This is a genomic window from Dyella nitratireducens (assembly GCF_014642835.1).
Taxonomy (GTDB): Bacteria; Pseudomonadota; Gammaproteobacteria; order Xanthomonadales; family Rhodanobacteraceae; genus Dyella_B; species Dyella_B nitratireducens.
The window spans coordinates 140388-165322 of the sequence record NZ_BMJA01000002.1; the positions used below are offsets into that span (position 1 = coordinate 140388).

The 24935-nt window shown below is 61.4% G+C and carries 20 protein-coding genes; 7 read left to right on the top strand and 13 right to left on the bottom strand.

What is annotated here, in order from left to right; genetic code table 11:
* Positions 1-77: 77 nt before the first annotated feature.
* The 10 genes from IEX75_RS11695 to IEX75_RS11740 all read right to left on the bottom strand — a co-directional run bounded on the left by IEX75_RS11695 (position 78) and on the right by IEX75_RS11740 (position 14711).
* Complete coding sequence (locus IEX75_RS11695; protein ID WP_188794520.1) at positions 78-2030, bottom strand: glycoside hydrolase family 127 protein; 1953 nt, start codon at positions 2028-2030, stop codon at positions 78-80.
* Between the two features lie 163 nt (positions 2031-2193).
* Positions 2194-4545 (bottom strand): twin-arginine translocation signal domain-containing protein, encoded by a 2352-nt coding sequence (locus tag IEX75_RS11700; RefSeq protein ID WP_188794521.1) that lies wholly within the window; start codon positions 4543-4545, stop codon positions 2194-2196.
* A gap of 363 nt (positions 4546-4908) precedes the next feature.
* Positions 4909-6345 carry an amino acid permease gene (locus tag IEX75_RS11705; RefSeq protein WP_188794522.1) on the bottom strand — a complete coding sequence of 479 codons (1437 nt, stop codon included), beginning with the start codon at positions 6343-6345 and terminating at the stop codon, positions 4909-4911.
* Between the two features lie 321 nt (positions 6346-6666).
* Entirely contained in the window at positions 6667-8448 is a 1782-nt protein-coding gene (locus IEX75_RS11710) for a DUF885 domain-containing protein (RefSeq protein WP_423373299.1), read from the bottom strand.
* 210 nt (positions 8449-8658) lie between these two features.
* Positions 8659-10245 carry an aldehyde dehydrogenase family protein gene (locus tag IEX75_RS11715; RefSeq protein ID WP_188794524.1) on the bottom strand — a complete coding sequence of 529 codons (1587 nt, stop codon included), beginning with the start codon at positions 10243-10245 and terminating at the stop codon, positions 8659-8661.
* A 1-nt stretch (position 10246) separates the two neighbouring features.
* On the bottom strand, positions 10247-11152 hold the full coding sequence (locus IEX75_RS11720) for a dihydrodipicolinate synthase family protein (protein ID WP_188794525.1): 906 nt from the start codon (positions 11150-11152) through the stop codon (positions 10247-10249).
* On the bottom strand, positions 11149-12438 hold the full coding sequence (locus tag IEX75_RS11725; protein ID WP_188794526.1) for an FAD-dependent oxidoreductase: 1290 nt from the start codon (positions 12436-12438) through the stop codon (positions 11149-11151). The genes IEX75_RS11720 and IEX75_RS11725 overlap by 4 nt, the downstream gene beginning before the upstream one ends.
* Positions 12431-12673: a (2Fe-2S)-binding protein gene (locus IEX75_RS11730; RefSeq protein WP_188795615.1), complete on the bottom strand. Its 243-nt coding sequence runs from the start codon at positions 12671-12673 to the stop codon at positions 12431-12433. Before IEX75_RS11730 ends, IEX75_RS11725 begins: the two co-directional genes overlap by 8 nt.
* Positions 12670-13791, bottom strand: a complete 1122-nt coding sequence (locus IEX75_RS11735; RefSeq protein WP_423373028.1) for an NAD(P)/FAD-dependent oxidoreductase — start codon at positions 13789-13791, stop codon at positions 12670-12672. The genes IEX75_RS11730 and IEX75_RS11735 overlap by 4 nt, the downstream gene beginning before the upstream one ends.
* Entirely contained in the window at positions 13770-14711 is a 942-nt protein-coding gene (locus IEX75_RS11740) for a 4-hydroxyproline epimerase (RefSeq protein WP_188794527.1), read from the bottom strand. Before IEX75_RS11740 ends, IEX75_RS11735 begins: the two co-directional genes overlap by 22 nt.
* Positions 14712-15108: 397 nt before the next feature.
* Between IEX75_RS11740 and IEX75_RS11745 the strand changes: the two genes are divergently transcribed.
* A complete protein-coding gene (locus IEX75_RS11745; RefSeq protein WP_188794528.1) occupies positions 15109-16215 on the top strand; it encodes a transglycosylase SLT domain-containing protein in 1107 nt (368 codons plus the stop codon).
* A 244-nt stretch (positions 16216-16459) separates the two neighbouring features.
* Here IEX75_RS11745 and IEX75_RS11750 read toward each other — a convergent pair whose 3' ends face one another.
* Positions 16460-18406 (bottom strand): alpha/beta hydrolase family protein, encoded by a 1947-nt coding sequence (locus tag IEX75_RS11750; RefSeq protein WP_229720795.1) that lies wholly within the window; start codon positions 18404-18406, stop codon positions 16460-16462.
* A gap of 160 nt (positions 18407-18566) precedes the next feature.
* On the opposite strand from IEX75_RS11750, the gene lgt reads away from it, so the two are divergent.
* The 6 genes from lgt (at position 18567) to IEX75_RS11780 (ending at position 22860) form a co-directional block, all read left to right on the top strand.
* Positions 18567-19457, top strand: coding sequence for a prolipoprotein diacylglyceryl transferase (lgt, locus tag IEX75_RS11755; RefSeq protein ID WP_188794530.1), 891 nt, complete (start codon positions 18567-18569; stop codon positions 19455-19457).
* A 10-nt stretch (positions 19458-19467) separates the two neighbouring features.
* Positions 19468-20262 (top strand): thymidylate synthase, encoded by a 795-nt coding sequence (locus IEX75_RS11760; protein ID WP_188794531.1) that lies wholly within the window; start codon positions 19468-19470, stop codon positions 20260-20262.
* A gap of 153 nt (positions 20263-20415) precedes the next feature.
* On the top strand, positions 20416-20904 hold the full coding sequence (locus IEX75_RS11765) for a dihydrofolate reductase (RefSeq protein ID WP_188794532.1): 489 nt from the start codon (positions 20416-20418) through the stop codon (positions 20902-20904).
* Positions 20905-21867, top strand: a complete 963-nt coding sequence (locus tag IEX75_RS11770; RefSeq protein WP_284358141.1) for a Nudix family hydrolase — start codon at positions 20905-20907, stop codon at positions 21865-21867.
* 40 nt (positions 21868-21907) lie between these two features.
* Positions 21908-22186, top strand: a complete 279-nt coding sequence (locus IEX75_RS11775; RefSeq protein ID WP_188794533.1) for a putative signal transducing protein — start codon at positions 21908-21910, stop codon at positions 22184-22186.
* Positions 22187-22341: 155 nt separating this feature from the next.
* Positions 22342-22860 carry an adenine phosphoribosyltransferase gene (locus tag IEX75_RS11780; protein ID WP_188794534.1) on the top strand — a complete coding sequence of 173 codons (519 nt, stop codon included), beginning with the start codon at positions 22342-22344 and terminating at the stop codon, positions 22858-22860.
* Between the two features lie 79 nt (positions 22861-22939).
* Here the strand turns inward: IEX75_RS11780 and IEX75_RS11785 are convergent, their stop codons facing one another.
* Both IEX75_RS11785 and IEX75_RS11790 read right to left on the bottom strand, forming a co-directional pair.
* The gene (locus IEX75_RS11785) at positions 22940-23521 is read right to left on the bottom strand and encodes a DUF3501 family protein (protein WP_188794535.1); all 582 of its coding nucleotides are present in this window, start codon (positions 23519-23521) and stop codon (positions 22940-22942) included.
* 35 nt (positions 23522-23556) lie between these two features.
* Positions 23557-24900 carry a heterodisulfide reductase-related iron-sulfur binding cluster gene (locus IEX75_RS11790; protein ID WP_188794536.1) on the bottom strand — a complete coding sequence of 448 codons (1344 nt, stop codon included), beginning with the start codon at positions 24898-24900 and terminating at the stop codon, positions 23557-23559.
* Between the last annotated feature and the right edge of the window lie 35 nt (positions 24901-24935).

Genomic DNA, 24935 nt, shown 5'->3' on the forward strand with positions numbered 1-24935 from the left:
GAACGCAGCGGCGAGCGCTCGCTGCTGCGGATCGTTCCTTGTTCGTGCTCACCGCGATAACGGTAAGCGCACGACGCTCATCCGTTGTCGGACGTGTCGTGATCGTTCTGCCAGTACACCGCATAGCGTTCGCCGTAGACCTCGTTCAACGGCGCGACAGCTTGCTTGCCCTGGCTGGTAGTGGCTTCAAAGCGCAGTTCGTCTGTGGAGACGATGCGCATCCAATCCGTTGCATTCGGAGTTGCTGCGGTGATGCGCGGCGCGGCTTGTGCGGGCGGCTCCGGATCCGGACCGGTGCCGTAGCCACCGTATTGCACGGCATGCGTCAGGCCCTGGCCACCCAGCCGCGCCGCAAGCACCAACGGTCCGTAAAGCATGGCGATCTGGCTGTCATCGCCCGGTAGCGGCATGGTGTGAAGTTGCATCGGCAGGTCGAGTTCGATCCGATCGCCATCGCGCCATTCGCGCCGCACGCTCAGGTAGCTGCCGGGCGATGCAAAGGTATCCAGCGTTTCGCCATTGATGCGTACGTTTGCGTTGGAGCCGATCCAGGATGGAATGCGCAGATGCAGCGCGAACGGCTTCGATTGTGCAAGCTTGAGCTGCAGGCTGGTGCGCGGCTCGCGCGGGAAGCGCGTGTCCTGGCGCAAGGTGACACCTTGCTGTGTCCAATTCAGCTCGGAAGGCACGAACAGGTTGACGTAGAGATCGCCACCGTCGTGGAAATAGATGTTGTCGTTGAAGCGCGCGAACTCTTCCGCTCCGGTGCCGGTGCAGCACCAGAATGAATCGGTAGGCGAGTTGTAGAACTTGTTGGCGCCCGCGCGCAGCGCGTAGAAATAGAGCTTCAACCCGTCCGCATCCTGGGTGCCGAGGCGCGCGTTGTAGAGCGTGCGCTCGTAGTAATCGAAGGCGCGCGGGTCGCCGTTCCAGGTGTAAACGTGGCGCGTGAGCTTCAACAAGTTATAGGCCACGCAGGATTCGGCGGTGTACAAACCGAGTTGACCCTTCAGGTCGCCAGGGCCGGTCTGCCAGAACTCACCATTGCTGGAGCCGCCCGTGGCGTAGGTGCGGTGTTGCGTGACGGTTTCCCAGAAAAACTCGGCAACGCGCCGGTAGCGTGGTTCGCCGGTCAGTTCGTAGCGCCGTGCCGCACCGATGATCTTGGGAACTTGCGTGTTGGCGTGCAGCCCCTGCAATTGATCGCTGTAGGAGGCCAATGGATCGAACAGCGACGCCTGGTCGAAACGGTGCGCAGCATCGCGATAGCGCTCGTTGCCGGTGATCGCGTACAGCTCATACATGGAATCGTTGATGCCGCCATATTCCGTCTTGAGCATGTGCGCCATGTTGGCATCGGAAAAACCGTTGGCCCAGTGGACTATCCAGTCGCCCATGCCGGTGGCCACTTGCAGCGCTTGCTGATTGCCGGCAAGGCGATACATGTCGAGCATGCCGGCCTGGATCTTGTGGAGGGTGTAGAACGGCGCCCACACTTTTTGTCCGCTGCTCAGCCGATCGAAGAAGCTTTCAGGGAAAGCGCTGAGATAACCGTTCGGGCGTTGGCATGCGGCAAGCGCCTTCACCAGCTCGTCGCCGCGCGCCTTGAGCGCTTCGTCGCCGTTACTGGCATAAGCCAATGCGCATGCAGACAGATAATGGCCGCCGGTGAAATGGCCGCGCAATTCGCAATCGGGTTTTTCCCAACCGCCCAGTGGCGTGGCGTGCGAGGCCAGGCCGGCTTGCAAGCGGAAGGTATGCACCAGCCGGTCGGTGGGCAGGCTTTGCAGGTAGCGGCTGTTGATGGCTGCTGCCCGCGTGAAATCGCTGTCCAGCAAGCGCACCTGGTTCAGCGCAAACGGCTGCACGCAGCGTACCGGCTGGTCGGGTATGGCCTGCTTGGATGTTGCTGCTGTTCCGGCCGGTTCGGCCAGATCGAAGGCGCGCAACCGCGGTGCTGCCATCGTTACGGCAAGGGCTGTTGCTGCGCCCTTGAGAAATCGCCTGCGTTGATCTGCCCCGTGTTGCATGCCGCTCCCCACACACTGGTAACCGCTAAGTCACGAATTGGTCGTACTAGTAATATTAAATCGTGATGGGCTTCATCCTGCCGCAGCAATCAACAAGACGTCTTGTGCCAATTGCTGCCTCTCCATGCGGAATTCTGCATAAACACGCCGTTATGGCGCTTATTCAGGTGAAGCGCGCGTGCACGTGAATGCGCTGGCCGGGGCTGCCTTGCAGTTTCACGTCATCGCCATGCCAATCGGCAGCGGTGCCGTTCACCTGCACGGCGGCTAAAGCCTTGCCTGCCGGAACGCGCAAGCTCAACCATAAGGTGGGAACGCCGCGGTCGGGCAGCGTCACGATGCCTTCGATCGTACTCTCGTCCGTGGCCCGCAGTTGAAACCCGGTACGGCCCCAGCGCGTGGGCGCGTCGCTTATGCGGATCGATTGCCCGCTGCCGATCCAGGCGCGTGGAATGGCACGCCCCAGATACAGGGTTTCGCCGGCACTGTCTTCGAACACCAGCATCCAGCGCAGCAGCAGCGGAATGGTGAGTTGCGCCGGCATGCAAAACAGCGGCATGCCGCCGGTGATATCCGACACTTCGCCGGCCGTCCAGCTTCCCGGCGTGTGCGCGTGATAGCGATGGGCGTATAGGAACAGCAGAAATTCGTCGATGCGGTTCAGGCGCAACAGCTGTTGCGCATAACCGTAGGAAATGAAACCGAGAATGTCGCGGCTGTCCGGCGCTACCGGTGCGACGTTGGCCACGACGCCGATGCTGGTGGCGCCGTGGCCGCGCAGGCAGTCGATGACGAGGTGGCTGAGATCGCCGGGTAACACATCTGCTTGCAGCAGCTCGGAATAGGCGCGATGCGGCCATTGCTGTTCGCTCGGTTTCTCCTTGGCCAGCGATTCGCGGAAAGTGAGCGTTACGCCTGGCAACGGTCCGACGTAGGGTGGTTTGAGGTCATGGCGCACGTTGGCGCGCAGCGTGCGTTCCACTTGATGCGCAAGCAGGTCTGCACGCTGTTGCCACTGTGTTGGCTGGGAACTCCCGCCATGCGTTATCGCTTGCCACACTTGCGCGATATCGCGCAGGCCGCGCGCTGCCATGGCGCTGTTGGCGTAATAAGGTTTCCACCACAACGTGGGATCGGGAAACAGGCAGGCGTCCGATTCGTTCCAGCCATGAATCAAGCCGTAGCCTGGATCGCTGCTGGATAATTGCAGGCTGGCATCATGTAATGCCAGCAATAGCTGCACCGTGGCTTCGATCTTGGCGCGATGCTTGTCGAGCAGCGCGCCATCACCGGTGTAGTGGAAATAACGCGCCAGCAGCGAGAGCGTTAGTCCAAATTGTCCGGTCTCCGCGCCGCGCATGTTGATCATGCCGTCCGGCTGCACGAAGTCGGTGAAGTATTCGTCCAACACCGCAGCGGCCTGTGCGAAACGTCCCCACTCCAGGTTTGCATAGAGCGAACTGGTGAAGGTGTCCTGGAAGCCGTCGTATTCGTTGCCGTAGTAGTCGCGATCCACCGCGCCATATTTCGGGTACGTACCATCCGGACGCACGATCAACTCGCGCGCGAAGGCGTGATGCACCATGTCGGTCCAACCAGCGGCAGGCACTTCAGCGATGCAGAGGTCAGCAAGTTCGGCCTGCCAATAATCGTGAAAGCGCAGCAGCGCAGCGTAGAACGCGGATGCATCCGGCGGCATCCGCCGCGGCGGGTAACTGGGATAGCTGTGGCCGTAGCTCACGTGAACCATCTTGCCGCGCTCGATGCGTGCGGTGCGATGCCAGGTCTGCACGACGAAGCGGTCCGTGGCGTCCACATCGGCAAACACCAGTACGTCGTACCAGCTTTGCTCATCGATGGGGATCACTTTGTGCACGGCCGGCAGCCAACCGCCAAGCAAGCCTTCGCGACGACGCGCGACGCGTTTTGGATCGTGCAAATCCGCAAACACCTGGTCGGTGTGATACGTGCGCGTGCTGCCGGAGGTGTAGACCGGCATCGTATCCGCGCATTGGCGCGTGCCCACAAAGGTGGTCCACGGCAGGCGGCCGTAGTAGTTCTCCGGATTGAGCTGGGCGGCGACTGGCGGCGCCGCACGCCGCACTTCGTCTTCCGCCGGTTCGCCGTGGCGCAACAAGTGATCGGCCAGCAAGTCTGCTTCGGCGAGCGCGATATCGGCGAGTTTCATGCCGAAGTAGGGCGTATCTGTTTCGGCGTAAACCGGTTCGGTGCGCTTGCCAAGCACGCATGCGTGATGGCCGTCGCTTAGTGTCAGTGTGCCATGCGGATCGCGCAAATCTTCGAATACCTGCCATGGTTGGCCGGCTGACGTGAAGCTTGTCTGCAGCGTGTGCCCTTGCAGCGACAAACCTTGCACAGGCACGCGTACCGGAGGAAGGGTGGCGCGTCGGGCTGGTGAAGCAGCCGTTGGTGTGGATTGGCTACGGCTTACGCCGTTCAGTCCGACCGCGGCGCCAGTGGCAGCCAGGCCCTGCAGAAAACGTCGACGATCCACGCGATCAGCCCCTTCGAGAACGGTGATGCGTTGTCCCGTTCACTACAAAGAAATGGAAATGGCCCGTGCACGTCTTGGGGAGGAGGCACCGGCGTGTTCGACCGGTGGAGGTGGTGCCGTGCACGGGCCTGTTGGCATGGTGCGACTGCCTTCTAGGGCGGTCTTGGCGATATGCCGCGGGTTGGATGCGGATTTGGGCATAGTTGCCTTATGCCGCGAGGTTGCCAGGAAATCTGCCGTGTCTTCTGATTCGTCGCCCCGGCGAAAGCCGGGACCTGGCGATTTGCGGCTTTTTCAAGTCGCTGGGCCCCGGCTTTCGCCGGGGCGACGGATGAGGCCAGAACATAGGGTTATTACTTGCATTTAGGATGCGGATTCGCGCACGGCCGCCACACCATCGCTGGATGCACTCAAGCGACTGTGATGCCGTCCATATCCGACATACACCAGCAGCCCAAGCAACAGCCATATCCCAAAACGCCAGTACGTGATGTTGGGCAGGCCCCAAATCAGCCAGCAGGAAAAGCCCACGCCAATGATGGGTACCAGCGGTACCAGCGGCGTGCGGAAGGGGCGTTCCAATTCAGGACTGCGCCAACGCAGAACAGCTACCGCCGCGCAGATCACGATGAAGGCGCTGAGCACGCCGATGTTGACCAGCTTGGCGAGCTCATCCAGTGGAAACAGGCCGGAGGCGATCGCGGTCACGGCGCCGAGCAGCAGCGTGGTCCGGTGTGGTGTATGCCAGCGCGGATGCACCTTGGCGAACCATCCCGGCAGCAGACCGTCGCGCGACAACGCGAACCAGATGCGCGCACCGGCGAGCAGGTTGGCGAAGATCACGCTGGTGATGCCGCAGATCGATGCGAGCGAGATCGCCACCATCACTTGCGGCAGGCCGATGGCGCTGAACGCGCTCGCCACCGGTGCGGGCGTATCCAGCGTGGTGTAAGGCACGATGCCGGTGAGTACCAGGCAGATGGCGAAATAGAGCAACATCGCAATGCCCAATGACAGCAGCACAGCGCGTGGCAGGTCGCGTTGCGGATGGCGTGATTCTTCCGCGGCGGTGGTGAGCATGTCGTAGCCGAACACCGCGAAGAACACCACCGCGGCACCGGTAACGACGCCGTGCACGCCAAATGGCATGAACGGGTGCCAGCGCTCCGGCTTCACATACGCAGCGCCTGCGATCACGATGCCAGCGGCGGCAGCGATCTTGATCGCCACGATGGCGGTGTTGAAACGCGCGCCCCATTGCATGCGCATCGCCAGCAAGGCGGTGATGGCGAGCGACACGACCACGGCAGGAAGATTGAACAAGCGGCCCGGTGCGCTGCCGTAAGCGCCTTGCGCCCACACCGGTAGTGGAATGCCTGCCGCATCCAGCAGGGCTTGTACGTAGCCGGACCAGCCCACTGCGACGACGGCGGCGATCAAGGCGTATTCCAGCAATAGATCCCAGCCGATGACCCAGCCGGCGAATTCGCCAAGCACCGCATAGCCATACGTGTATGCACTGCCCGATACGGGAATGAGTCCGGAGAATTCCGCATAACACAGTGCCGCTGCACCGCTGGCGATGCCTGCCAGCAGGAACGACAGCACCACGGCAGGTCCTGCCTGTGTCGCGGCTACGGTACCGGTCAACACGAAGATGCCGACACCGATGATGCCGCCGAGGCCGATCGCGGTGAGTTGCCACAAACCGAGCACGCGACGCAGCCCGCTGCGTTCGCCGGTTTCCTGTTGCATGGCCGCGACGGATTTGCGGCGGGTCATGTCGGTGATCAGGCTCATGTCAGGCTCCCCTTAAGGAATATCGAATACGCGAACTGCACTGATCTTGTGGCACGTTTCTTCAGAGCGCCTCGCAGTACCTCACCGTCATTCCGGCGAAAGCCGGAATCCAGTCTAAATAGGCGTCCGAGGGACACAACACCTTTTATGTTGAGTGCTGCGCACGGCGTATTCGAACTGGATTCCTCGCTCCTCAAAGCCGAGCACATCCATGTGCTCTCCCCGCGTACCGGCTTTCGCCGGAATGACGACGGGGCAAGATTTCGGTTTCCCGAAACAGCTAGCTTCCGCCAATAGTGTTTTGAGAAAAGGGTGTTCCCCTCACTGCTGTGCATACGGCGACTTCCCACCATCCGCAATGAACTGATCGATCCGCTTGTGCAACACAGGCAGTGGCACCGACCCCGTCAACAGCACCGCGTCATGGAACGCACGGATATCGAATTTATCTCCCAGTGCCTTTTCTGCCCGCGCACGATCTTCGCGTATCTCCAGTTCGCCGAGGTAATACGACAAAGCCTGCCCTGGCCACGCAATATAGCGATCCACCTCGGTGTCGATTTCATGCTCGGCCAACGCGGTGTTCTGGCGCAGATAGTCACGCGCCTGTTCGCGTGTCCAGTGCATGTGATGCAAGCCGGTATCCACCACCAGCCGCGCCGCGCGCCAAGCCTGGTAGCTCAGGTAACCGAACTGATCGTACGGCGTCTTGTACATGCCCATTTCCTGGCCCAGGTATTCGCAATACAAGGCCCAGCCTTCGCCATAGGCGGAGATGTAGGTGTAGCGGCGGAAGTCGGGCAGGCCCTTTAATTCGGCGGCCAGAGGCATCTGCAACGCATGGCCGGGCGAGGATTCGTGCAAGGTAAGCGCGGGCAGCGAATAGAGTGGGCGCGAGGGCAGATCGTAAGTGTTGACCAGATAAATGCCAGGGCCGCCGCGGCCGCCGGTATAGATCGGCGCGAGATCCGCAGGCACCGGTTTGATCGTGAAGCGCTCACGCGGCAAGCGGCCGATGTAATTGCCCACCTTGCCGTCGACTTCCTTGGCAATCCAGGCGGCATCCTTCAGCAACTCATCCGGTGTCTTCGCATAGAAGCGCGGATCGGTACGCAGAAAGTGCAGGAAATCGGCAAAGCTGCCCTTGAAGCCGGTCTGCTTGATGATGGCCAGCATCTGTTGATGGATGCTGGCCATTTCCTTCAAGCCCAGTGCATGGATCGCATCGGGGCTCATGTCCAGCGTGGTGAATTCCTGAATCCGCGACTGATAGAAAGCCTTGCCGTCAGGCTGGTCTTCAGCGGCCAGGGTGGTGCGTGCATGGGGGAGGTAGTCGTTGCGCATGAATGCCAGCAGCTTCGTATAGGCAGGAAGCACATCCTGCTGGATCTCTGCCAGCGCCTGTTTGCGCAAGTCGTCTTGCTGTGCGGCGGGGATGGTCGCCGGCATCTGCTTGAACGGCGTGTAGAACAGATTTTGTTCGCCCTGTGCGTCGGCGACGGCGGTGATCGATGAATCCTGCCCTTGCAGGATCACTTTCGGTTGCGTGAAACCGCGCGCCAATCCCAGGCGCATATTGGCGATCTGTTCGTCGAAGTAACGCGGAATGTCGTACAGCTTGCCGAGATAGTTCTGGTAATCCTTCGGGGTCACGAAGTTGCCGCGCGCACTGAAGCCCAGGTCACTCCAGAACGCCGAGTCGGCGTTGAACGGCATCTGCCAGGTCTGGAACTTCTGGTTCGCCAACAGTGTTTGGATCTGCTGCTTGTAGACCTCGTAGTTGAGCTGGTCTTCCTGGCTGAGTTTTGTCTCGGGTATGGCGTTAAGTTGAGTTAGTACGTCGGCCCAATAATGTTCGCGCATCGCCTGGGTGGTGGCGTCTACCTTTGGCAGATATGCAGCAGCCTTTCCGTTGCTGTCCTCGTCATCGCCGCCGGCGAATTGTTGTTGGCGCCATTGCCATTCGCGGGTGTAGAGGGCGTGGAAGGCTTGGGTGGCGTCTTGCTTGGGTGGATCTGCCTGTGCCGTGACGGATATCGCCGCGATGCTGCAGGCGATCACAAGTGTCTTTACTCGCGATTTCCAGGCGTGCAATGAAAGTATGTGTTCCCTTACGGCCGTCATTCCCGCGAAAGCGGGAATCCATTTTCGGGGATGTATCAAAGCAAGATGGATTGACCAGCATTCGCTGTTGAAAAGCGCCTCCGCTTTCGCGGGAATGACGGCCATGGAGGTAACTTTCATCATCACGAATGTCCTCAGGTACGGAAAGTCGCTGGGCCCCGGCGTTCGCCGGGGCGACGATGGATAAAACTATCCCTGGCCGATATCTCCATCCGTCCATCGCCCATCCACCAAGCGCTGCACGCCACCGGGATTGCGATTACGCAACTCCACCGGCAATAGCGCCTCCGGCACATTGTCGTAACTGTGCAACGCACTGAAGCGCCGAATCGAAGCGGGCATGCCCACCGAGGTGAAACCAGGATTGCTGGTGCTCGGATACGGGCCGCCATGATTCATCGCGGCACTCACCGCAACACCGGTCGGCATTTTGTTGGCGATCAATCGGCCGACTTTGTTGCGCAGGATCGGCGCGAGCGCCAGCCATGCATCGTCATCGCTGCCATCCGCAGGGCGATAAATAGTGCCGGTGAGATTGCCTTCGAAGGAGGCCGCGATGCGTTGCATGGCCGGCAGGTCCGCCGCGCGAACGATCAGGCTGACGGGGCCAAACGCTTCCGCCTGCAAGCCTTCTGCATGCGCGAGGAAGGCATCGCCATCCACATTGAGCAAAGTCGGCTGGAAGCGATAGCCTTCGCCCACGCTGCCACCTGTGAGCACTTGCGCACCCGCTGCACGCAAACCGTCCACCGCGTGCAGAAGGTTTTGCTGCACGCCGCGCGAGAACAACACCTTGGGTTCGGCTTGCGCAAACAGCTGCGTGGCGGCGACGACGAATGCGTCGCCTTGCTCGCCCTCGGGCACGATTACGATGCCGGGATTGGTGCAGAACTGGCCGCTGCCCATCGTGCAGGATGCGAAGAACTCCTGCGCCAGCGCTTCGCCTCGTTCGGCCAGTACGCCCGGCAGCAGGAATACCGGATTGACGCTGGAGAGCTCCGCATAGATCGGCACGCCGGCCTTGTCCGCGGCAGCCTTGAGTGCAAGACCGCCCGTGCGGCTGCCGGTAAAGCCGATCGCACCCAGGCGCGCATCGCCCGCCCAGGCAAGGCCAAGCGCATTGTCGAAGTGATAAAGCATCTGCACCGCAGCGGCCGGCAAGCCTGCTTCGAGCAAGGCTGCATGTGCGAGTTGCGCCAGGCGTTGGCTGGTGGCCGGATGGGACGGATGCGCCTTGGCGATGACCGGATTGCGTGCCGCGATCGCGGAGGCGAAATCGCTGCCGGCGATGGCGTTGAACGCGAACGGGAAATTGTTCGGTCCGAACACCAGCACGGGCTTGTTGAGCGGCGCGCGATGGGCGCGCAGACCGGCTTGCGTGTCGATCACCGGATCGGTCCATGCGTAATGACGCACGGCTTGTGCAGCGAGGCGCAACTGGTTGCTGGTGCGTGGCAGCTCCACCGAACGCAGGCGAGGCTCGACCGGCAATGCGGTTTCCGCATGCGCCAATGCCACCAGGCAATCGCCATCGGCATCGATGGCGGCGGCGTAGCGTTCCAGAAAGTCGGCGATGCGCGAGGGAGATATTGTGCTCAATGCATCGGCTGCTTGCAGGGCAGCTTGCATTGCCGCTTCGATGTCTGCCTTGCCGCTGATGGGAAACGCAGGGCCGATCGCTTCGGCGCGTGCGGGATCTTCCGCACGAAAACTGCCGTGCGCATCTTGCGATGCGCACCAGCGTCCGCCGATCAGGACGTGTTCGAGCGTGCTCATGTCAGACGGCCGGTTTGGTCGCGATGGCGTGATCGATGATCTTCAAGGCCATCTCGCGTTCGGCGCCTGCCACCGGCAAGCGCGGTGCGCGTACGCGCTCGCTGCCCATGCCGACTTTTTCCTGCACCAATTTGATCAGCTGCACGAAGGTCGGCACGGTGTCCAGGCGCAGCAGCGGCAGGAACCACTTGTACAGCGCTTCGGCCGCCTTCGGACCACCGTCGCGGGCGAGTTCGTACAGCTTCACCGATTCCTTCGGATACGCATTCACCAGGCCGGCGATCCAGCCGACGGCGCCCATCGCCACGCCTTCGACGATGGCATCGTCCATGCCCACCAGCAGTTGCAGGCGATCGCCGAGCAAGGCGCGAATACCGGCGAAGCGGCGCACGTCGGCGGAGGATTCCTTCACCGCTTGCAGGTTGGAAAATTCACCGGCGAGTTCGGCGATTTGCGCGGGCGTGAAATCAGTCTTGTAGGCGACTGGGTTGTTGTAGAGCATGCAAGGCAGATCGGTGGCGGCGATCACCGCGCGCACGTGCGCGCCCATTTCGCGCCAATCCGTGGAATACACGTACGGCGGCAGCACCATCAGGCCGCCACAGCCGAGCGCTTTCGCTTCCTTGGCCAGCTTCACCGCTTCGCGTGTGGAAAGCGAAGCAATGCCGGGAATCACCGGTGCGCGGCCTTCCAGTGCTTTCACCAGCGTGCGCAGGATGTCGAGCTTTTCCTCGAAGCTCAGCGTGGCCGCTTCACCCAGCGAACCCAGCGGCACGATGCCACGGCAGCCGGCATCGATCAGTTGTTTGGCGTGGGTAGCAAGAAACGCGTGATCGACCTGGTCATCGGCGGTGAACGGCGTGGTGATGGCCGGCAAAACGCCATGCCACATGCTTGCGTTGCTCATGAGAAGGATCCTTCAGTTTCGGAGGAAGAAGCGAGTTCACCCAGCGATGCAAGCCGGGCAGGGAAAAGAGGCGGGCGTTGCCCGCTACGTGGAAAGAGGCCGAGTTCGGCCAAGGCGGTGCCGCATATGCGGCCCTGGCAGGCGCCCATGCCGCAGCGCGTGGCGAGCTTGGCGCTGCGTGCATCGTCGTAGTCTTTGAGTGCCTGCAGCGGTACGTCTTCGCAGCGGCAGATCAGGGTGTCTGGCTGGGCCAGATCGTGGATGTAGGGATCGAGCTTGAAGTGCTCGCGCAACGCGGCGGCGAACGTGCGTGCGTGGCGCTGTTGCCGAAGCAGGGATGCGTCGATGTCGGCACCCGCAGCCACCAAGCCTGCGATGCGGCCTTCCAGCCACGCGCAATCGCGTCCACCGATGCCGCAAAGTTCACCGGCTGCGTAGATGTTGGTGACGCTCGTGCGCTGTGAAGTGTCGACGTCGACGCAGGGGTGGGCGCCTTCTTGTTTCATCGCGCAACCAAGCATCTGCGCGAGTTCCACGTTGGGCACGAGGCCATAGCCGATGGCGAGCTGGTCGCACTCGATGCGTTGCGTACCATGCGGCCCGTCTATCTCGATCCGTTCCAGTGCGTGCTCGCCGAGCGCACGCGTCACGATGCTGCCGCAGTGATAGGGAATACCTGCCAGCTGACTGCGCAGCACGGCCGCTTGCAGCGCCTTGCCGGGCCAACGCCACAGCTTGCGTGCAAAACCATGCACGGCGGCGTCGCTCGCTTGCTCGTAAATACCCAGCACATGGGCGCCGTGCCGCTTCGCCGTGACTGCAGCGGCCAACAACAACGGGCCGCTCCCAGCGATCACGACACGGCGTCCGTCGAGCGGCCAGCCTTGCTTGACCAGCGCCTGCAATCCGCCTGCACCTGTTATGCCAGGCAAGGTCCAACCCGGAAACGGCAGCAGCAGTTCGCGTGCGCCGGTGGCAAGAATCAAGCTGCCATACGTGATGCGCCATCCTTCACGCTCGTTCTGCAGCAATAACGCGTTCTGTTCGGCAGCGATCACCTGCGTCTGCGGCATCCATGTCGCATGGGGATGATTCACCACCTCAGTGATGACACGCGCTGCTTGCCGCGGCCAGCCGTATCGGATGTCTTTGCGCCATACCTGGCCACCGGCCGCGCTTTGTGCATCGAGCCAGGCTACGCGTGCGCCCTGTGCGAGTGCAGCTTCTGCGGCAGCCAAACCTGCCGGCCCGGCGCCCACGATGACGATGTCGTAGCGCTTAGCCATCGGTTACCACCTGCATGCCGTCACGCACAGACACCATGCACGAGCGTTGTTGTGCAATGCCATCGATCTGCACGCGGCATTCGAAACAGATGCCCATGCCGCAAAACGGTGCGCGCATGTGTCCGCTCACGGAGCGGCGAAACGGGCGTTGCGATTGCGCAATCGCTGCCGCCACGCTGATGCCCGCGGGTACATCGAGCGCGTGCCCATCAATATTGATCCGCACCTGCGTCATACGCATGCCACCGCGCGTGCAGGATCGTAGGGGCGCGCATCGATCGCGGCGGCGCGTCCCAGCCACTGGTCAATCACCAATCGCGCACTGCCCAGCGAAGTCGTGATGCCCAAGCCTTCGTGACCGGCGGCAACCCAAACGTTGGTGTGTTCGGGTACGCGTCCCAGATACGGCAGGCCATCGGCACTGACCGGGCGAAAGCCGGTCCAGATGCGCAGTGCGTCGAGCTGACGGAGTGCCGGCAGATAACGGAATGTGCGTTCCAGCATGCGCTGGATCATCGGCATCGACACCTGCGATGTCTCGCTACCGTATTCGCGCGATGAGCCGATCAGAATCTGTCCGGTCGGCCGCGGCTGGACGTTGAAGGCGACGCTGCTGTCCGCATCACCGTGTGCGCTGTCTGCGTAACCGAGTTCCAGCAATTGATGATGGATGAGGCCGGGGTAGCGATCGGTGATCACCAGATGCCCTTTGCGCGCGCGCATCGGCAGCTGCGGCAAGAGTTCGGGCAAGGCACAGCCGGTGGCGACCAGCACGCTGCCGGCCAGCGAGGTTTGATCATCAAGCTGCACACCCTGTTGGGTGATGGCGGTAACGCGTTGTGAATAAAGCAGCGCACCGCGAGCACGCGCACGATCAAGCAGATGGCGCGCCATGCCCGGCGGATACACCACCGCTTCGCGCGCCACGTGCATGCCGCCTGCCAGACCGCGTTGCAGGGCAGGTTCGAGGCGATAGAGCTGTTCGCCGTCGATCAGCTCGGCTTGTACGCCGACCGCTGCAAGGCGCGCGATTTTCTCTGGAATATGCGCGTATTCGGCGTCGCTGCTCGCAACCCACAAGGTGCCGCAGCGGTTGTATTCAATCTGCGCGACCTGGGTGAAGTCTTCCCACAAGCCCAGCGAATAATTCGCCAGCGCGAGCTCGGCCGGGTCGTCGTCCATCGCCACCAGGTGCCCCATGGCCGCTGCGGTGGCGCCGCCGCCGATCGGGCCAGGCTCGACGATGGCGACACGAAGACCCTGCTGGCTGGCGTAGTCCGCACATGCGGTACCGATGATGCCCGCGCCGACGATGATCAGGTCGTAGCTCTTCACGCCGTACCGATACCCCACGCCAGCGGATCATTGCCATCGTCGATCAGCAATTGGCCTCGCGCGGTGATGTGCGCACTGCCGGTGATACGAGGCAACACGCCGCGCATACCCGGCGTGTATTGCGCTTCGAACACGCTGTCGAGAATGCCGGCTTGCCGCCACACCTGACCCGGCGCCAGTTTGCCGTCGGCAGCCAGGCAGGCCACTTTGGCGCAGGTGCCGGTGCCGCAGGGCGAGCGGTCGTAGGCCAGGCCGGGACACAGCACGAAATTGCGCGCGTCGGCATCGGCTTGCGTGGAAGGTCCGTTGAGTTCGATATGGTCGATCTCACCATCGGCGCCGCGAATGTTGGCGGCTTCCAGCGCCAGGCGAATCGCTTCGGTGTACACCGTCAAGGCGCGCTGGTTGGCGAGCGTGAGCGGCAGCGGGCTGTCGTTGGTGATGAAGAACCAGTTGCCGCCCCAGGCGACGTCGCCTTTCACCTTGCCGTAGCCCGGCACATCCAGCGCGACATCCTTCGCGTGGCGATAGGCTTCCACGTTGTCGATCGACACGCGGCCATCGGCATGCAGTTCGATGCCGACCATGCCGACCGGTGTTTCGAGCTTGTGTTTGCCGGGTGCGATGCGCCCGAGATGATGCAGCGTGCGGATCAGGCCGATGGTGCCGTGGCCGCACATGCCTAGATAACCCACGTTGTTGAAATAGATCACGCCGGCGCAAGCGGATGGATCGGTCGGCTGCAATAGCAGCGCACCGACCATCGTGTCTGATCCACGAGGCTCGCAGGCAATCGCCTGGCGCCAATGGTCGTAGCGGCCGCGGAATAATTCGCGGCGCTCAGCCAGCGAGCCGTTGCCGAGATCCGGAAAACCGGCGAGTACCACCCGGGTGGGTTCTCCGCCGGTGTGCGAGTCGATGAAGTCGATGGTGTGCATGGGCGCATCTTGGTCGTTGTGCGCTGCGATCGTCTAGAAGAGCTTGCAGAGTGAGAATGCGGAATTTCGCACAATGCGGATGTGCCAGGATGGCAACGAATGCTGTCCTCACGGGCATGTAATCGATCCAAGCGGAATAGGGCGGCGATGCCGGATTTGGTAGGTTGGGGGACGACGTTAGGGTTTGCATGCCAACTTGCGATGCGGTGTTTGGCCCCTCCTGCGCTTGGCCTTCGGCCCGATTTGTGCTTGTCTAGCGAACTCTGCCGGCCGGCTTAAAGGAAGACGACAGGTGCTGTTGCTGCAAGCGAATCCCTTTCCCCGCACGACCGAGTCACTTCCTGCCCGAGGAAGCGAGTCCGGCATACGCGGCGATCGGGGCACGAACCGGCAGGATGTGACGCAACGGGTCTACCTGTGCGCGCCGGCCGCGTTCCGCGCCAGGCGCCTTGGCGGTTCCGGCCACAAGATCGTGATCGCAGCTCCTTGCGGTTGGGCCAGGCAGCGGCGCATCGCGCATCGTCATCAACGCGTTGCGGAGGGTCTTTCCGGACTGGGTACTTTGACGGTGCTGCCGTCGTGGCAGGCCAAACTTTCATTCGATACGTCGCACTGGTTGCCTGCCATCAAGCTGCAAGCGCAGACGTATCGCGTGCCGATTATCGGCGGTTTGGGGTTGATGGCGGGTACGGCTGCGGTAGCGATTGGCGTTCATGCTTGGCATGCGCATGCGAACACATCGCTTGCGATGAAGCCGGTGAACATAGCGAAGCCGCTGGTCGCCGCTGCGCCTGCGCGACCGTCCGTTTTGTTTGCGGGCGTCACGGGCAACGCGGTGAGCGCACCCGTACGGCGAATCGCGCCGACCAAGCCGAAGCCATCACCCGCAACGACGCTTGGGCTTGCCGACGACGGCACCATCGTCGTGGTGGCGGAACCACACGCCGTTCGTGCGGGTGGTTTCAATCTCGACATCACATCACCGGGCAGCCTGTGGGCCAAGGCCGGCGCGCGGTATCGCATCGATCCGGTGCTGATCTACGCGGTGGCATTGGTGGAAACACGTGGCACCCAGCCGGATGGTTCGGTGGCGCCCTGTCCGTGGGTGGTGCGCATCAACGGCCACTTGCACAGCGGTTCGCGCGCAGAAACGGAACATGCGATCGAACTGGCCCATCTGCTGGCTGCGCCGGTACAGGATGTCGGCATCATGCAGGTGTATTACCCGGTGCATCGCGATCTTGAACCCGATCCGATCGCCTTGCTCAATCCGGTGCGCAATATCGAGATCGGCACGCGCTTGTTGCGCAAGGCGATGAATGAGAGTGGTGATCCGGTACTGCGCATTGGCTATTACCACAGCCATGATGCGACGCTGGCCCGTGGCTATGGGCAGTTGGTGCTGAGTGTGTACAAGGAATTGAAGCTGGCAATGGGGCGCTCGCCGACCCAGGCGGTGGTGTTGGCATCGGCGAAGGCTGATGCGGGGCATGTGGCGATGTAGGTTGGGGTGCAAACCCCAACATGGTCATGCGCGTGTAGACCGCGATGTTGGAGTCTGCACCCTAAACTACGCGTCTGTATCAGAGCGAGTTGTCATTCCGGCGAAGGCCGGAATCCATGCTTCGCACTTGCCATGGATTCCGGCCTTCGCCGGAATGACGTCGGGCAGAAAATGCCTTGAGGCAAGTGCTCAACTTACTCCAGCCCTCCCCTGCAAGCGGGGGGAGTTGATCTCGACGCTATCGTCAATTCGCCTGCCCGCCTGGCCCGATGTTCTTCTCCAGAAACGCCTGCACATGCTGATACATATCAACGATGTTCTTCTCGTTGTAAAACCCGTGACCTTCGCCTGATTTAGTCAGCCACTCGTATGGCTTGTGCGCAGCATCCAAGGCAGCGCGCATCGCCTTGGCTTGCGCGAAGGGTGCACGCTGGTCTTCCTCGCCATGAATCAGCAGGACCGGTACGTCGATCTTGTCGGCGAGCTTGTCCGGCGAATTGGCGGCCAGTTCGGCGGGGTCCTTGCCTATCGTTTGCTCCAGGTAGTTCTTGCCGAACGTGCTTTCATGGGTATCGCCTTTGTCGTACATCATGGCGAGGTCGTAGACGCCGGCGTAGCCAATGGCGCACTTGAACATGCCGGGTGCGCGAATCACCGTCATCATGGCCGAATAGCCGCCGAAGCTGGCGCCGAATACGCACACGCGCTTGGGGTCGGCAAAATGCTGGGCTTCGGCCCATTTCACGCCATCGATCAGATCCTGCTGGATGCGCGTGCCCCATTTGCCGTAGCCGTCTTGTGCGAAGGCAGGGCCGCGGCCGTTCGATCCGCGATAGTTGATTTGCAGCACCAGGTAGCCACGGCTGGCCAGAAACTGCGCGTCGTTGTCGAAGAACCAGGTATCGCTGATGTCGATGGGGCCGCCGTGCGGCAGCAGCACCATGGGAAGGTCATTCATGGACCCACCCGGTGGAATCGTGAGAATCGCTTCCAGCGGAGTGCCGTCGCTGGCCTTGAAGTGCATGGGAATGCGTTCTCCCATCTTTGCCGGATCGATGCTGTCCGTTTCCGCAAACAGCTTCTGGATTTTCATGCGCTTGAAGTCGAACAGGTAGTACGCGCCGGGATTGCGATCGCTGCTCACTTCGAACACCAGCATGTTGCCGTCTTCGCTGAAGCTGGAAAAATCGACGAATTCGCCCGGAAATTTCTTACTCAAGCCCTGGTAGATCTGCGCCAGTGGTTGCTTGGCATCGAGCATGGTTTCGTTGGGAATGCCGGTGGCTGATGCCGCAGCGAAAGGCACGCTCTGCGGCGTCCATTGAATGTGGTCGATGCTGCTGAAGTCATCCTTGGCCAGCAGTTGCGATTGAGCGCCATCCGCATCCGTCTGCACCAGCGCCATCGGGCCGCCCTTGGTGCTGGTGAGTGCGTAGAGGTGCTGCTTGTCCTGCGAAAACGTCAGTGGCACGAAGCGGCTGTCGTCCCCATTGTCGGCAAGCTGCACCCAGTGATCGTTCTGCTTGCGGTAGGTGACGTATTTATTGAGCTTGTTGACGCCGTAGGCATAGCGGGCATTGCCATCGGGATCCAGCGTGAAATCCATATCGCCCACGCCGATCTCGCCGATCATGTGGCGAATGCCCGTACCGGCATTCACGTCGTACAGCCAGCTATTGTTCTCATCCCCCCACATGTAGGTCTGCATGTAGAAGTGATCGTTGGCTTTCGGTGGCTTGCCGGCCACCAGGGCATAGCCTTCGTCGGTGCTGCGCGTCTGGCCGTGGGATTCCAGGCCCCATTCGCGGCTGAACATGGCATCGATATGTTTGCCGTTGACGTCGGTAGCGATGATTTCGCCGAGCAATTCGGGGCGATCGAGCGAGCCCACGAACTTGGCCAGTTCGACCACCAGCCGGTCGTTTCCTACCCAATGGAGATCGGCCGGCAATTGAAATTTGGGCATCTTCAGCAGGCTTTTGACATGGCTCATGTCGTCGAGCTGATAGATCACCACTGCATGGTCTTCACCCTGTTCCATGGCCACGGCCAGGTACTTGCCGTCCGGCGAGAGCTTGGGCAGTGAATAACCACCACGTTGCGCAAAAGCTTCCACCGGTACCTGATCGCCTGCCAGCGCCACCGTGACAGGAAAAAACGCCACACAACATGCCGCCACGAGGGCGCGCACTCGTCCATTCCGCATAGTCCATGTCCCCCGGTAACAAGTGATGTCCGGCGCGGCTTGGCACTCCCCCGAGTGGCCGCGCCGGCCGAGTGTAGCCAAGTCGCCGGAACCGGGGCAGTGTCCTTCCGCTAAACTGCGCCCTTTGGGTTTTATCGGTTATCCCATGACGCAGCCTTTTGTCGTGCAGTTCAACCCGGTCGCCGTGAAGCTGGGGCCGATCCAGGTCCACTGGTATGGACTGATGTACCTGCTCGGTTTCCTGGGGGGCTGGCTGCTGGGCGAGTACCGCCGCAAGCGCGGACGCTTGCCGGTCACCCGCGATGCGTTGGGCGACCTGATGTTCTACATGATGATGGGCATCATCCTGGGTGGTCGCATCTGGTACATGCTGTTCTATTACGCAGGCGGCAATCGCTGGATCTGGACCGATCCGCTGGCCTTGTTCCGTGTGTGGGATGGTGGCATGAGTTTCCACGGCGGCCTGCTCGGCGTGCTGGCGGCGGGTCTGTGGTGGTCGCGCCGGCACAAGCTGCATTTCTTCGATACGGTGGATTTCGTGGCGCCGCTGGTGCCATTGGGCTTGGGGCTGGGACGTCTGGGCAACTTCATCAACGGTGAGTTGTGGGGCAAGCCGGGCGATGTGCCGTGGGCGATGATTTTCCCCAACGCGCGCGACGAAGACGCCGCGCTTGCCGCGAACGATCCGCACCTCACGCAACTCATGCAACAGTTCAACGGCTTGCCGCGGCATCCCTCGCAGCTGTACGAGCTGGCGCTGGAAGGCGTGGTGATGTTTACCGTGCTATGGCTGGTGTCGATGAAGCCGCGCCCGCGTTATCTCATCTCCGGATTGTTCGCGCTGATGTACGGCTGCTTCCGCTTCGCGGTGGAATTCGTGCGCGTGCCGGATGTGCAGCTGGGTTATCTGGCGTGGGGCTGGCTCACGATGGGGCAAATACAGTCGCTGCCGTTGATCGTGATCGGCCTCTTTTTGCTGTGGCTTTCGCGCAAGGCACCGACGCTGGCGAAAGCGGAATCCGCGCCATCGGCGTAAGCTTGCACTTATGAAACCGTATCTCGATCTGCTTCGCCACGTGCTGGAACATGGCGCCGAAAAAACCGATCGCACCGGCACCGGCACGCGCAGCGTGTTCGGTTGGCAGCTGCGCTTCGATCTCAATGAAGGCTTTCCGCTCGTCACTACCAAGAAGTTGCACCTGAAGTCGATCGTGCATGAGCTGATCTGGTTCCTGCAGGGCGATACCAACATCGCCTATTTGAAGGAAAACGGCGTCAGCATCTGGGACGAATGGGCGGACGAGCAGGGCGATCTCGGTCCGGTGTACGGCAAGCAGTGGCGTGCATGGCCGACGGCCGATGGTCGCGTGGTGGATCAGATCCGCTGGGTGGTGGAAGAGATCAAGCGCAATCCGGATTCGCGCCGCTTGATCGTCAGTGCCTGGAATGTGGGCGAATTGCCGAAGATGGCGTTGATGCCTTGCCACGCGCTGTTCCAGTTCTACGTGGCGAACGGCAAGCTGAGTTGCCAGCTGTATCAGCGCTCCGGCGATATTTTTCTCGGGGTGCCATTCAACATCGCCAGCTATGCCTTGCTTACGCACATGATGGCGCAGGTATGCGGACTTGGCGTGGGTGATTTCGTGCACACGCTGGGTGATGCGCATCTGTACAACAATCATCTCGAGCAGGCGCGTCTGCAATTGACGCGCGAGCCGCGTGTGCTGCCGCGATTGACGCTCAATCCGCATGTGCAGTCGATTTTCGATTTCCGTTTCGAGGATGTGGTGATCGAGGATTACCATCCGCATCCGGCGATCAAGGCACCGGTGGCGGTGTAAACGGCGGGGATACCAATGCCCGCTCAAGAACCTGCGAAAAAAGCTGGAATTGGCATCCCGGCCTGCGTGCCGATCCCACCGCAAACGCTATAATAGGCGGTCGGCCGGCCAAGCCCCGGTCTTTATGACAGTCACCGTTTCTTTGGAGCATCCATGGCCATTTCGCTGATCGCCGCCCTCGACGAGAACTTCGCTATTGGTCGCAAGGGCCAGCTTCCCTGGCATCTGCCGGACGATCTGAAATGGTTCAAGCAGCTGACCGTCGGCAAGCACGTGCTGATGGGCTACAACACCGCGGTGTCGATCGGCCGGCCGCTGCCTGACCGCGTCAACATGGTGCTGTCCAATCGCCATGAAGCACCTTTCCCTGGCCAGATCACGGTGCGCTCGATCGAAGAGGCGCAGGCGCGCTCCGACGGTACCGGCCTGATGGTGATCGGTGGCGGCAAGGTGTTCCACGATGCGCTGCCGATGGCGCAGCGCCTGTACCTCACCTGGGTAGGCGCGGCGGTGGATGGCGCCGATACGTTCTTCCCCGGCATCCATTTCACGGATTGGACCGAAGTCAAGCGCACCCACCACAAGAAGGATGCGCAGCACAGCTACGACTTCGATATGGTCGAGTACATCCGCACGCACTAAGTGAGCGATACGTCCGGCAACATGCTGCATGTGATGGCCGGCGTGTTATGTGACACGCAGGGCAGGGTGCTGCTGGCGCAGCGTCCGGCAGGCAAACATCTCGCCGGTTTTTGGGAATTTCCCGGCGGCAAGCTGGAGCCGGGTGAAGCGCCGCGGCTCGCCCTGGTGCGCGAGTTGCGTGAAGAACTCGGTGTTCTGATCAAGCCGCAAGATGGCGTTCCCCTCGTCCGCATACCTTGGCACTACGGAGAGCGCGGCCTGCTGCTCGACGCTTGGCAATTCACCCATTGGCAGGGCACGCCTGCACCGCTGGAAGGGCAGGCACTGCGATGGCAGTTGCCATGGGAGGTCGACCTGGCCACGCTTGCGCCGGCGGATCGGCCCATCCTCCAGGCGCTGCGTCTGCCCGTGATTTACGCGATCACACCTGCCGACGTGCCGCCGGAGCATGCCGATATGTGGTACGTGCGCATCGCCGAGGCGATGGAGCGTGGCGTCCGACTGATCCAGCTGCGGTTTCCTCTTTGGCCGATCGAGCACGTGCGCGCGTTAGCCGCGCGCTTGCAACCGCTGGCGCTTCACCACCAGGCGAATCTGCTACTCAACCGCGATATCGACGGCGCGCGGCAGCTTGGGGCAGGTATCGGCGTGCATCTGAAATCCGCGCAGTTGGATGAGCTTCTGGAGCGCCCCTTGCCGTGGTCGCAGCTGATCAGCGCCAGCTGTCACGATGCGGCTCAGCTGTGCGTGAGCGTACATCTTGCTGATGTCGCGACACTCTCGCCGGTAGGCCCCACAGCGAGCCATCCTGGTACCCCCGCGCTCGGCTGGTCGCGCTTCCAGGCGCTCGCGCAGGCCACCCCACTGCCGGTCTATGCGTTGGGTGGCATGGCGCCCGCACTGGCCGATGAGGCGCGCAAGCACGGCGCCCAGGGCGTGGCAGGCATCGGCTCCTTTTGGTGAATGGCTTGCCGAGTCGCGCAGGCAGCGGTAGCGTGCAGCCATGCGTATCGTCTATCGCGCCCAGAATCTGATTGATGCCCATCTGGTGAAGGATGCACTGGAGCATGCGGAAGTGCCCGCCTTCATCTCCGGCGAATACCTCACCGGCGGTGTTGGGCAGTTGCCCGCCCTGGATTACGTGGCGGTGTTGGTGCCGGATTCGAGCGTGGAGGCGGCCGAGCCTGTCGTGCGTGAGATCGATCATGCGCTGGCCGAGGCCAGGCTGGCGATCCGCGAGTTGGATGACGATCAGGACAGTTTGGTGCCGCAGCCTGGCTAGTTAAGCGTGAGTGGGCTTCCGTATTTGTCCTGGGGACATATCTTGCCTTGTCGTCATTCCGGCTTTCGCCGGAATGACGACGATGAGATTGAGTATGAAAAGAAATGAGGTCTTTGGAATCTACGCATGAAAAATTTGATCACTGGAGCATTTGCATGACCTCATTCGAGAACCTGATTCGTGCCGTACCGGATTTCCCGAAGCCAGGCGTCACGTTTCGCGATATCACCCCGCTGTTGGCCGACGGCACCGCGTTCGCGAGCTGCATCGACGCGCTGATCGAGCCATGGCTGGACAGTGGCGTGAAGGCCGTGTGCGGTGTGGAATCGCGCGGTTTTATTTTTGCTGCCGCCATGGCGCAGAAGCTTGGCGCAGGGTTTATTCCTTTGCGCAAGCCGGGCAAGCTGCCGCCGCCGGTGATGCATGCGGATTACCAGCTTGAATACGGTACCGATCGGTTGGAGGCACGTGTCGGCACCGTGCGCCAGGGCGAACGCGTGCTGCTGGTGGACGATGTGCTTGCAACCGGTGGCACGCTCGGCGCAGCACGCCATCTGCTTGGTCAGCTCGGTGCTGAGTTAGTAGGTGCCTCGGTGGTGATCGAGCTGCTGGCCTTGCAGGGCAGGGCGTTATGGCCGCAAGAGGTTCCGCTGCGCGCAGTACTGCACTACTAGTGCATGCATCGTAGGTTGAGGTGCAAACCCCAACATCGCTATGTTTGGGCACATGCCGTGTTGGGGTTTGCACCCCAACCTACGTGAAATCCGCGGCCAATGTTTTGCGTAACGCCTCTGAAAAAGTGACTTGTTTGCGCATCCCCGAATGCATGGATGCGAGCGTCACCGCCGCACCCGTCTTCCAATCCTTGATCATCCCGTCATCCAGCTCAAACCGCAGAAAATGCACCGCCGCGGTCTTTTCTTCCGTGCTGCGGTCCATGTCCTCATCCGCCACCGCAGTCACCGGCGCGTGTCCTGCAACGGCCAATACGATGTCGTGTTCAATGCCGGTCAGCCGTGCCAGTTCGCGTCTGCGCTCCTCGACATCTTCGTATTCCACGAACAACGTGGCCTTGAGATTCTTGCCGTCCGGAATCAGCGGGTTGTAAGCCTCCAGCTCATCGTTGATGCCGCTTGCTTCGAAGATGCGCTCGATACGCAGCATCTCCTGCACTTGATACTGGATGGTGAGCCGATCCTCGAACACAAACGTGAGATGCTCGCCGAGGTGCACGATGCGGCTTTTCTTGTGCGCCATCACGCGGGCGCGAAATTCGTTGCGCTGCGCGGCATAGGCTTCGAGCGTAAGCAGATCGTGGCGCTGCAGTTTGTTCATGATGTGAGTTGAAGGTGGCGTGTTCATGGCGGTTGTCAGATGCCGTAGGCCTTGCGTAACAGACTCAACGGATGTTCCGCTGCAGGTTTGTCGCCCAGTCCGTGCGCGATATGGTTGCCGGCCATCGGGCAATCGCTGGTAAAGTGCGTGGCTTCGGCTTGCGTGACGCGGTTTTCCACCGGTTTGGCGAGTTTGCGCGACAGCGCATAGGTTTTGTGCTTAACGCCGTAAGTGCCGTCGTGGCCGGAGCAGCGTTCGATGGTGGTGATCTCCGTATCCGGCACCAACTGCAGGATGTCGGCCGTCTTCGGGCCGATCTTCTGTACACGCTGATGGCAGGGAACTTGCCAGGCAATCCTGCCCAGCGATTGCTTGAAGTCGGTAACGAGCAAGCCGGCCTTGTGGCGTTCGGCCAGGTACTCGAAAGGATCGAAGAAACGATCGCGCACCAGCGCCACCTCTTCGTCGTCCGGAAACATCAGCGGCAGCTCCTGCTTGAACATCAGTACGCAGGATGGAATGGCCGCCGTGAAATCCCAGCCTTCGCGTGCCATCTTGGCGAGCACCGGGATATTGCGCTCTTTGTACTTGCGCACGGTTTCCAGGTCGCCCAGCTCGAACTTGGGCATGCCGCAGCAGCTTTCCTGCTCGACCAAACGCGTTGGGATCACGTTGTGTTTGAGCACCGCGGCAAGGTCTTCCACCACGCCAGGCTCGGCGTGGTCGCAATAGCACGTGGCGAAGATAGCGATCTTGCCGCGGGTACGTCCGGCGGGTTTTGCATCGCCTACGCCGTCGAGCTTGCGCAAGCGCTTGCGGGCTGTGGGTATGTGATAAGTGGGCACGCGCGCTTGCGTATCCACATCCATGGTTTTCTCAAGCAGCTTGCGTGCGGTCTTGTTCTTGTTCGCCGCATTGATGGTTTGCACCACGACCGGAATCGACGCGAGTTTGCCGACGGCACGTGTGTTGGAAAGGATTCGCGCAGACATCGGCGCGCCATGCTCACGGAAATCGACGGCTTTGGCGCGCAGCATCAGGTGCGGAAAATCCACGTTCCACGGATGCGGCGGCACGTAGGGGCATTTGGTGAGATAGCAAAGGTCGCACAGATAGCACTGCTCCGTGACCTTGGCGTAGTCGCTTTTCTTTACGCCATCGATTTCCATCGACGCGGATTCGTCGATCAGGTCGAACAGCGTAGGGAACGCATGGCAAAGACTGACGCAGCGGCGGCAGCCGTGGCAGATGTTGAAGACGCGTTCGAGTTCGGCATCGAGCGATGCGCGATCCCAGAATTCAGGGTTCAACCAATCCAAAGGATGGCGGGTGGGTGCTTCGAGACTGCCTTCGCGCGTGGTGCCGATGGGGTCTGCCATGGGGTTCCGTCTCTGCCACGATGAAAGCCCTCTCC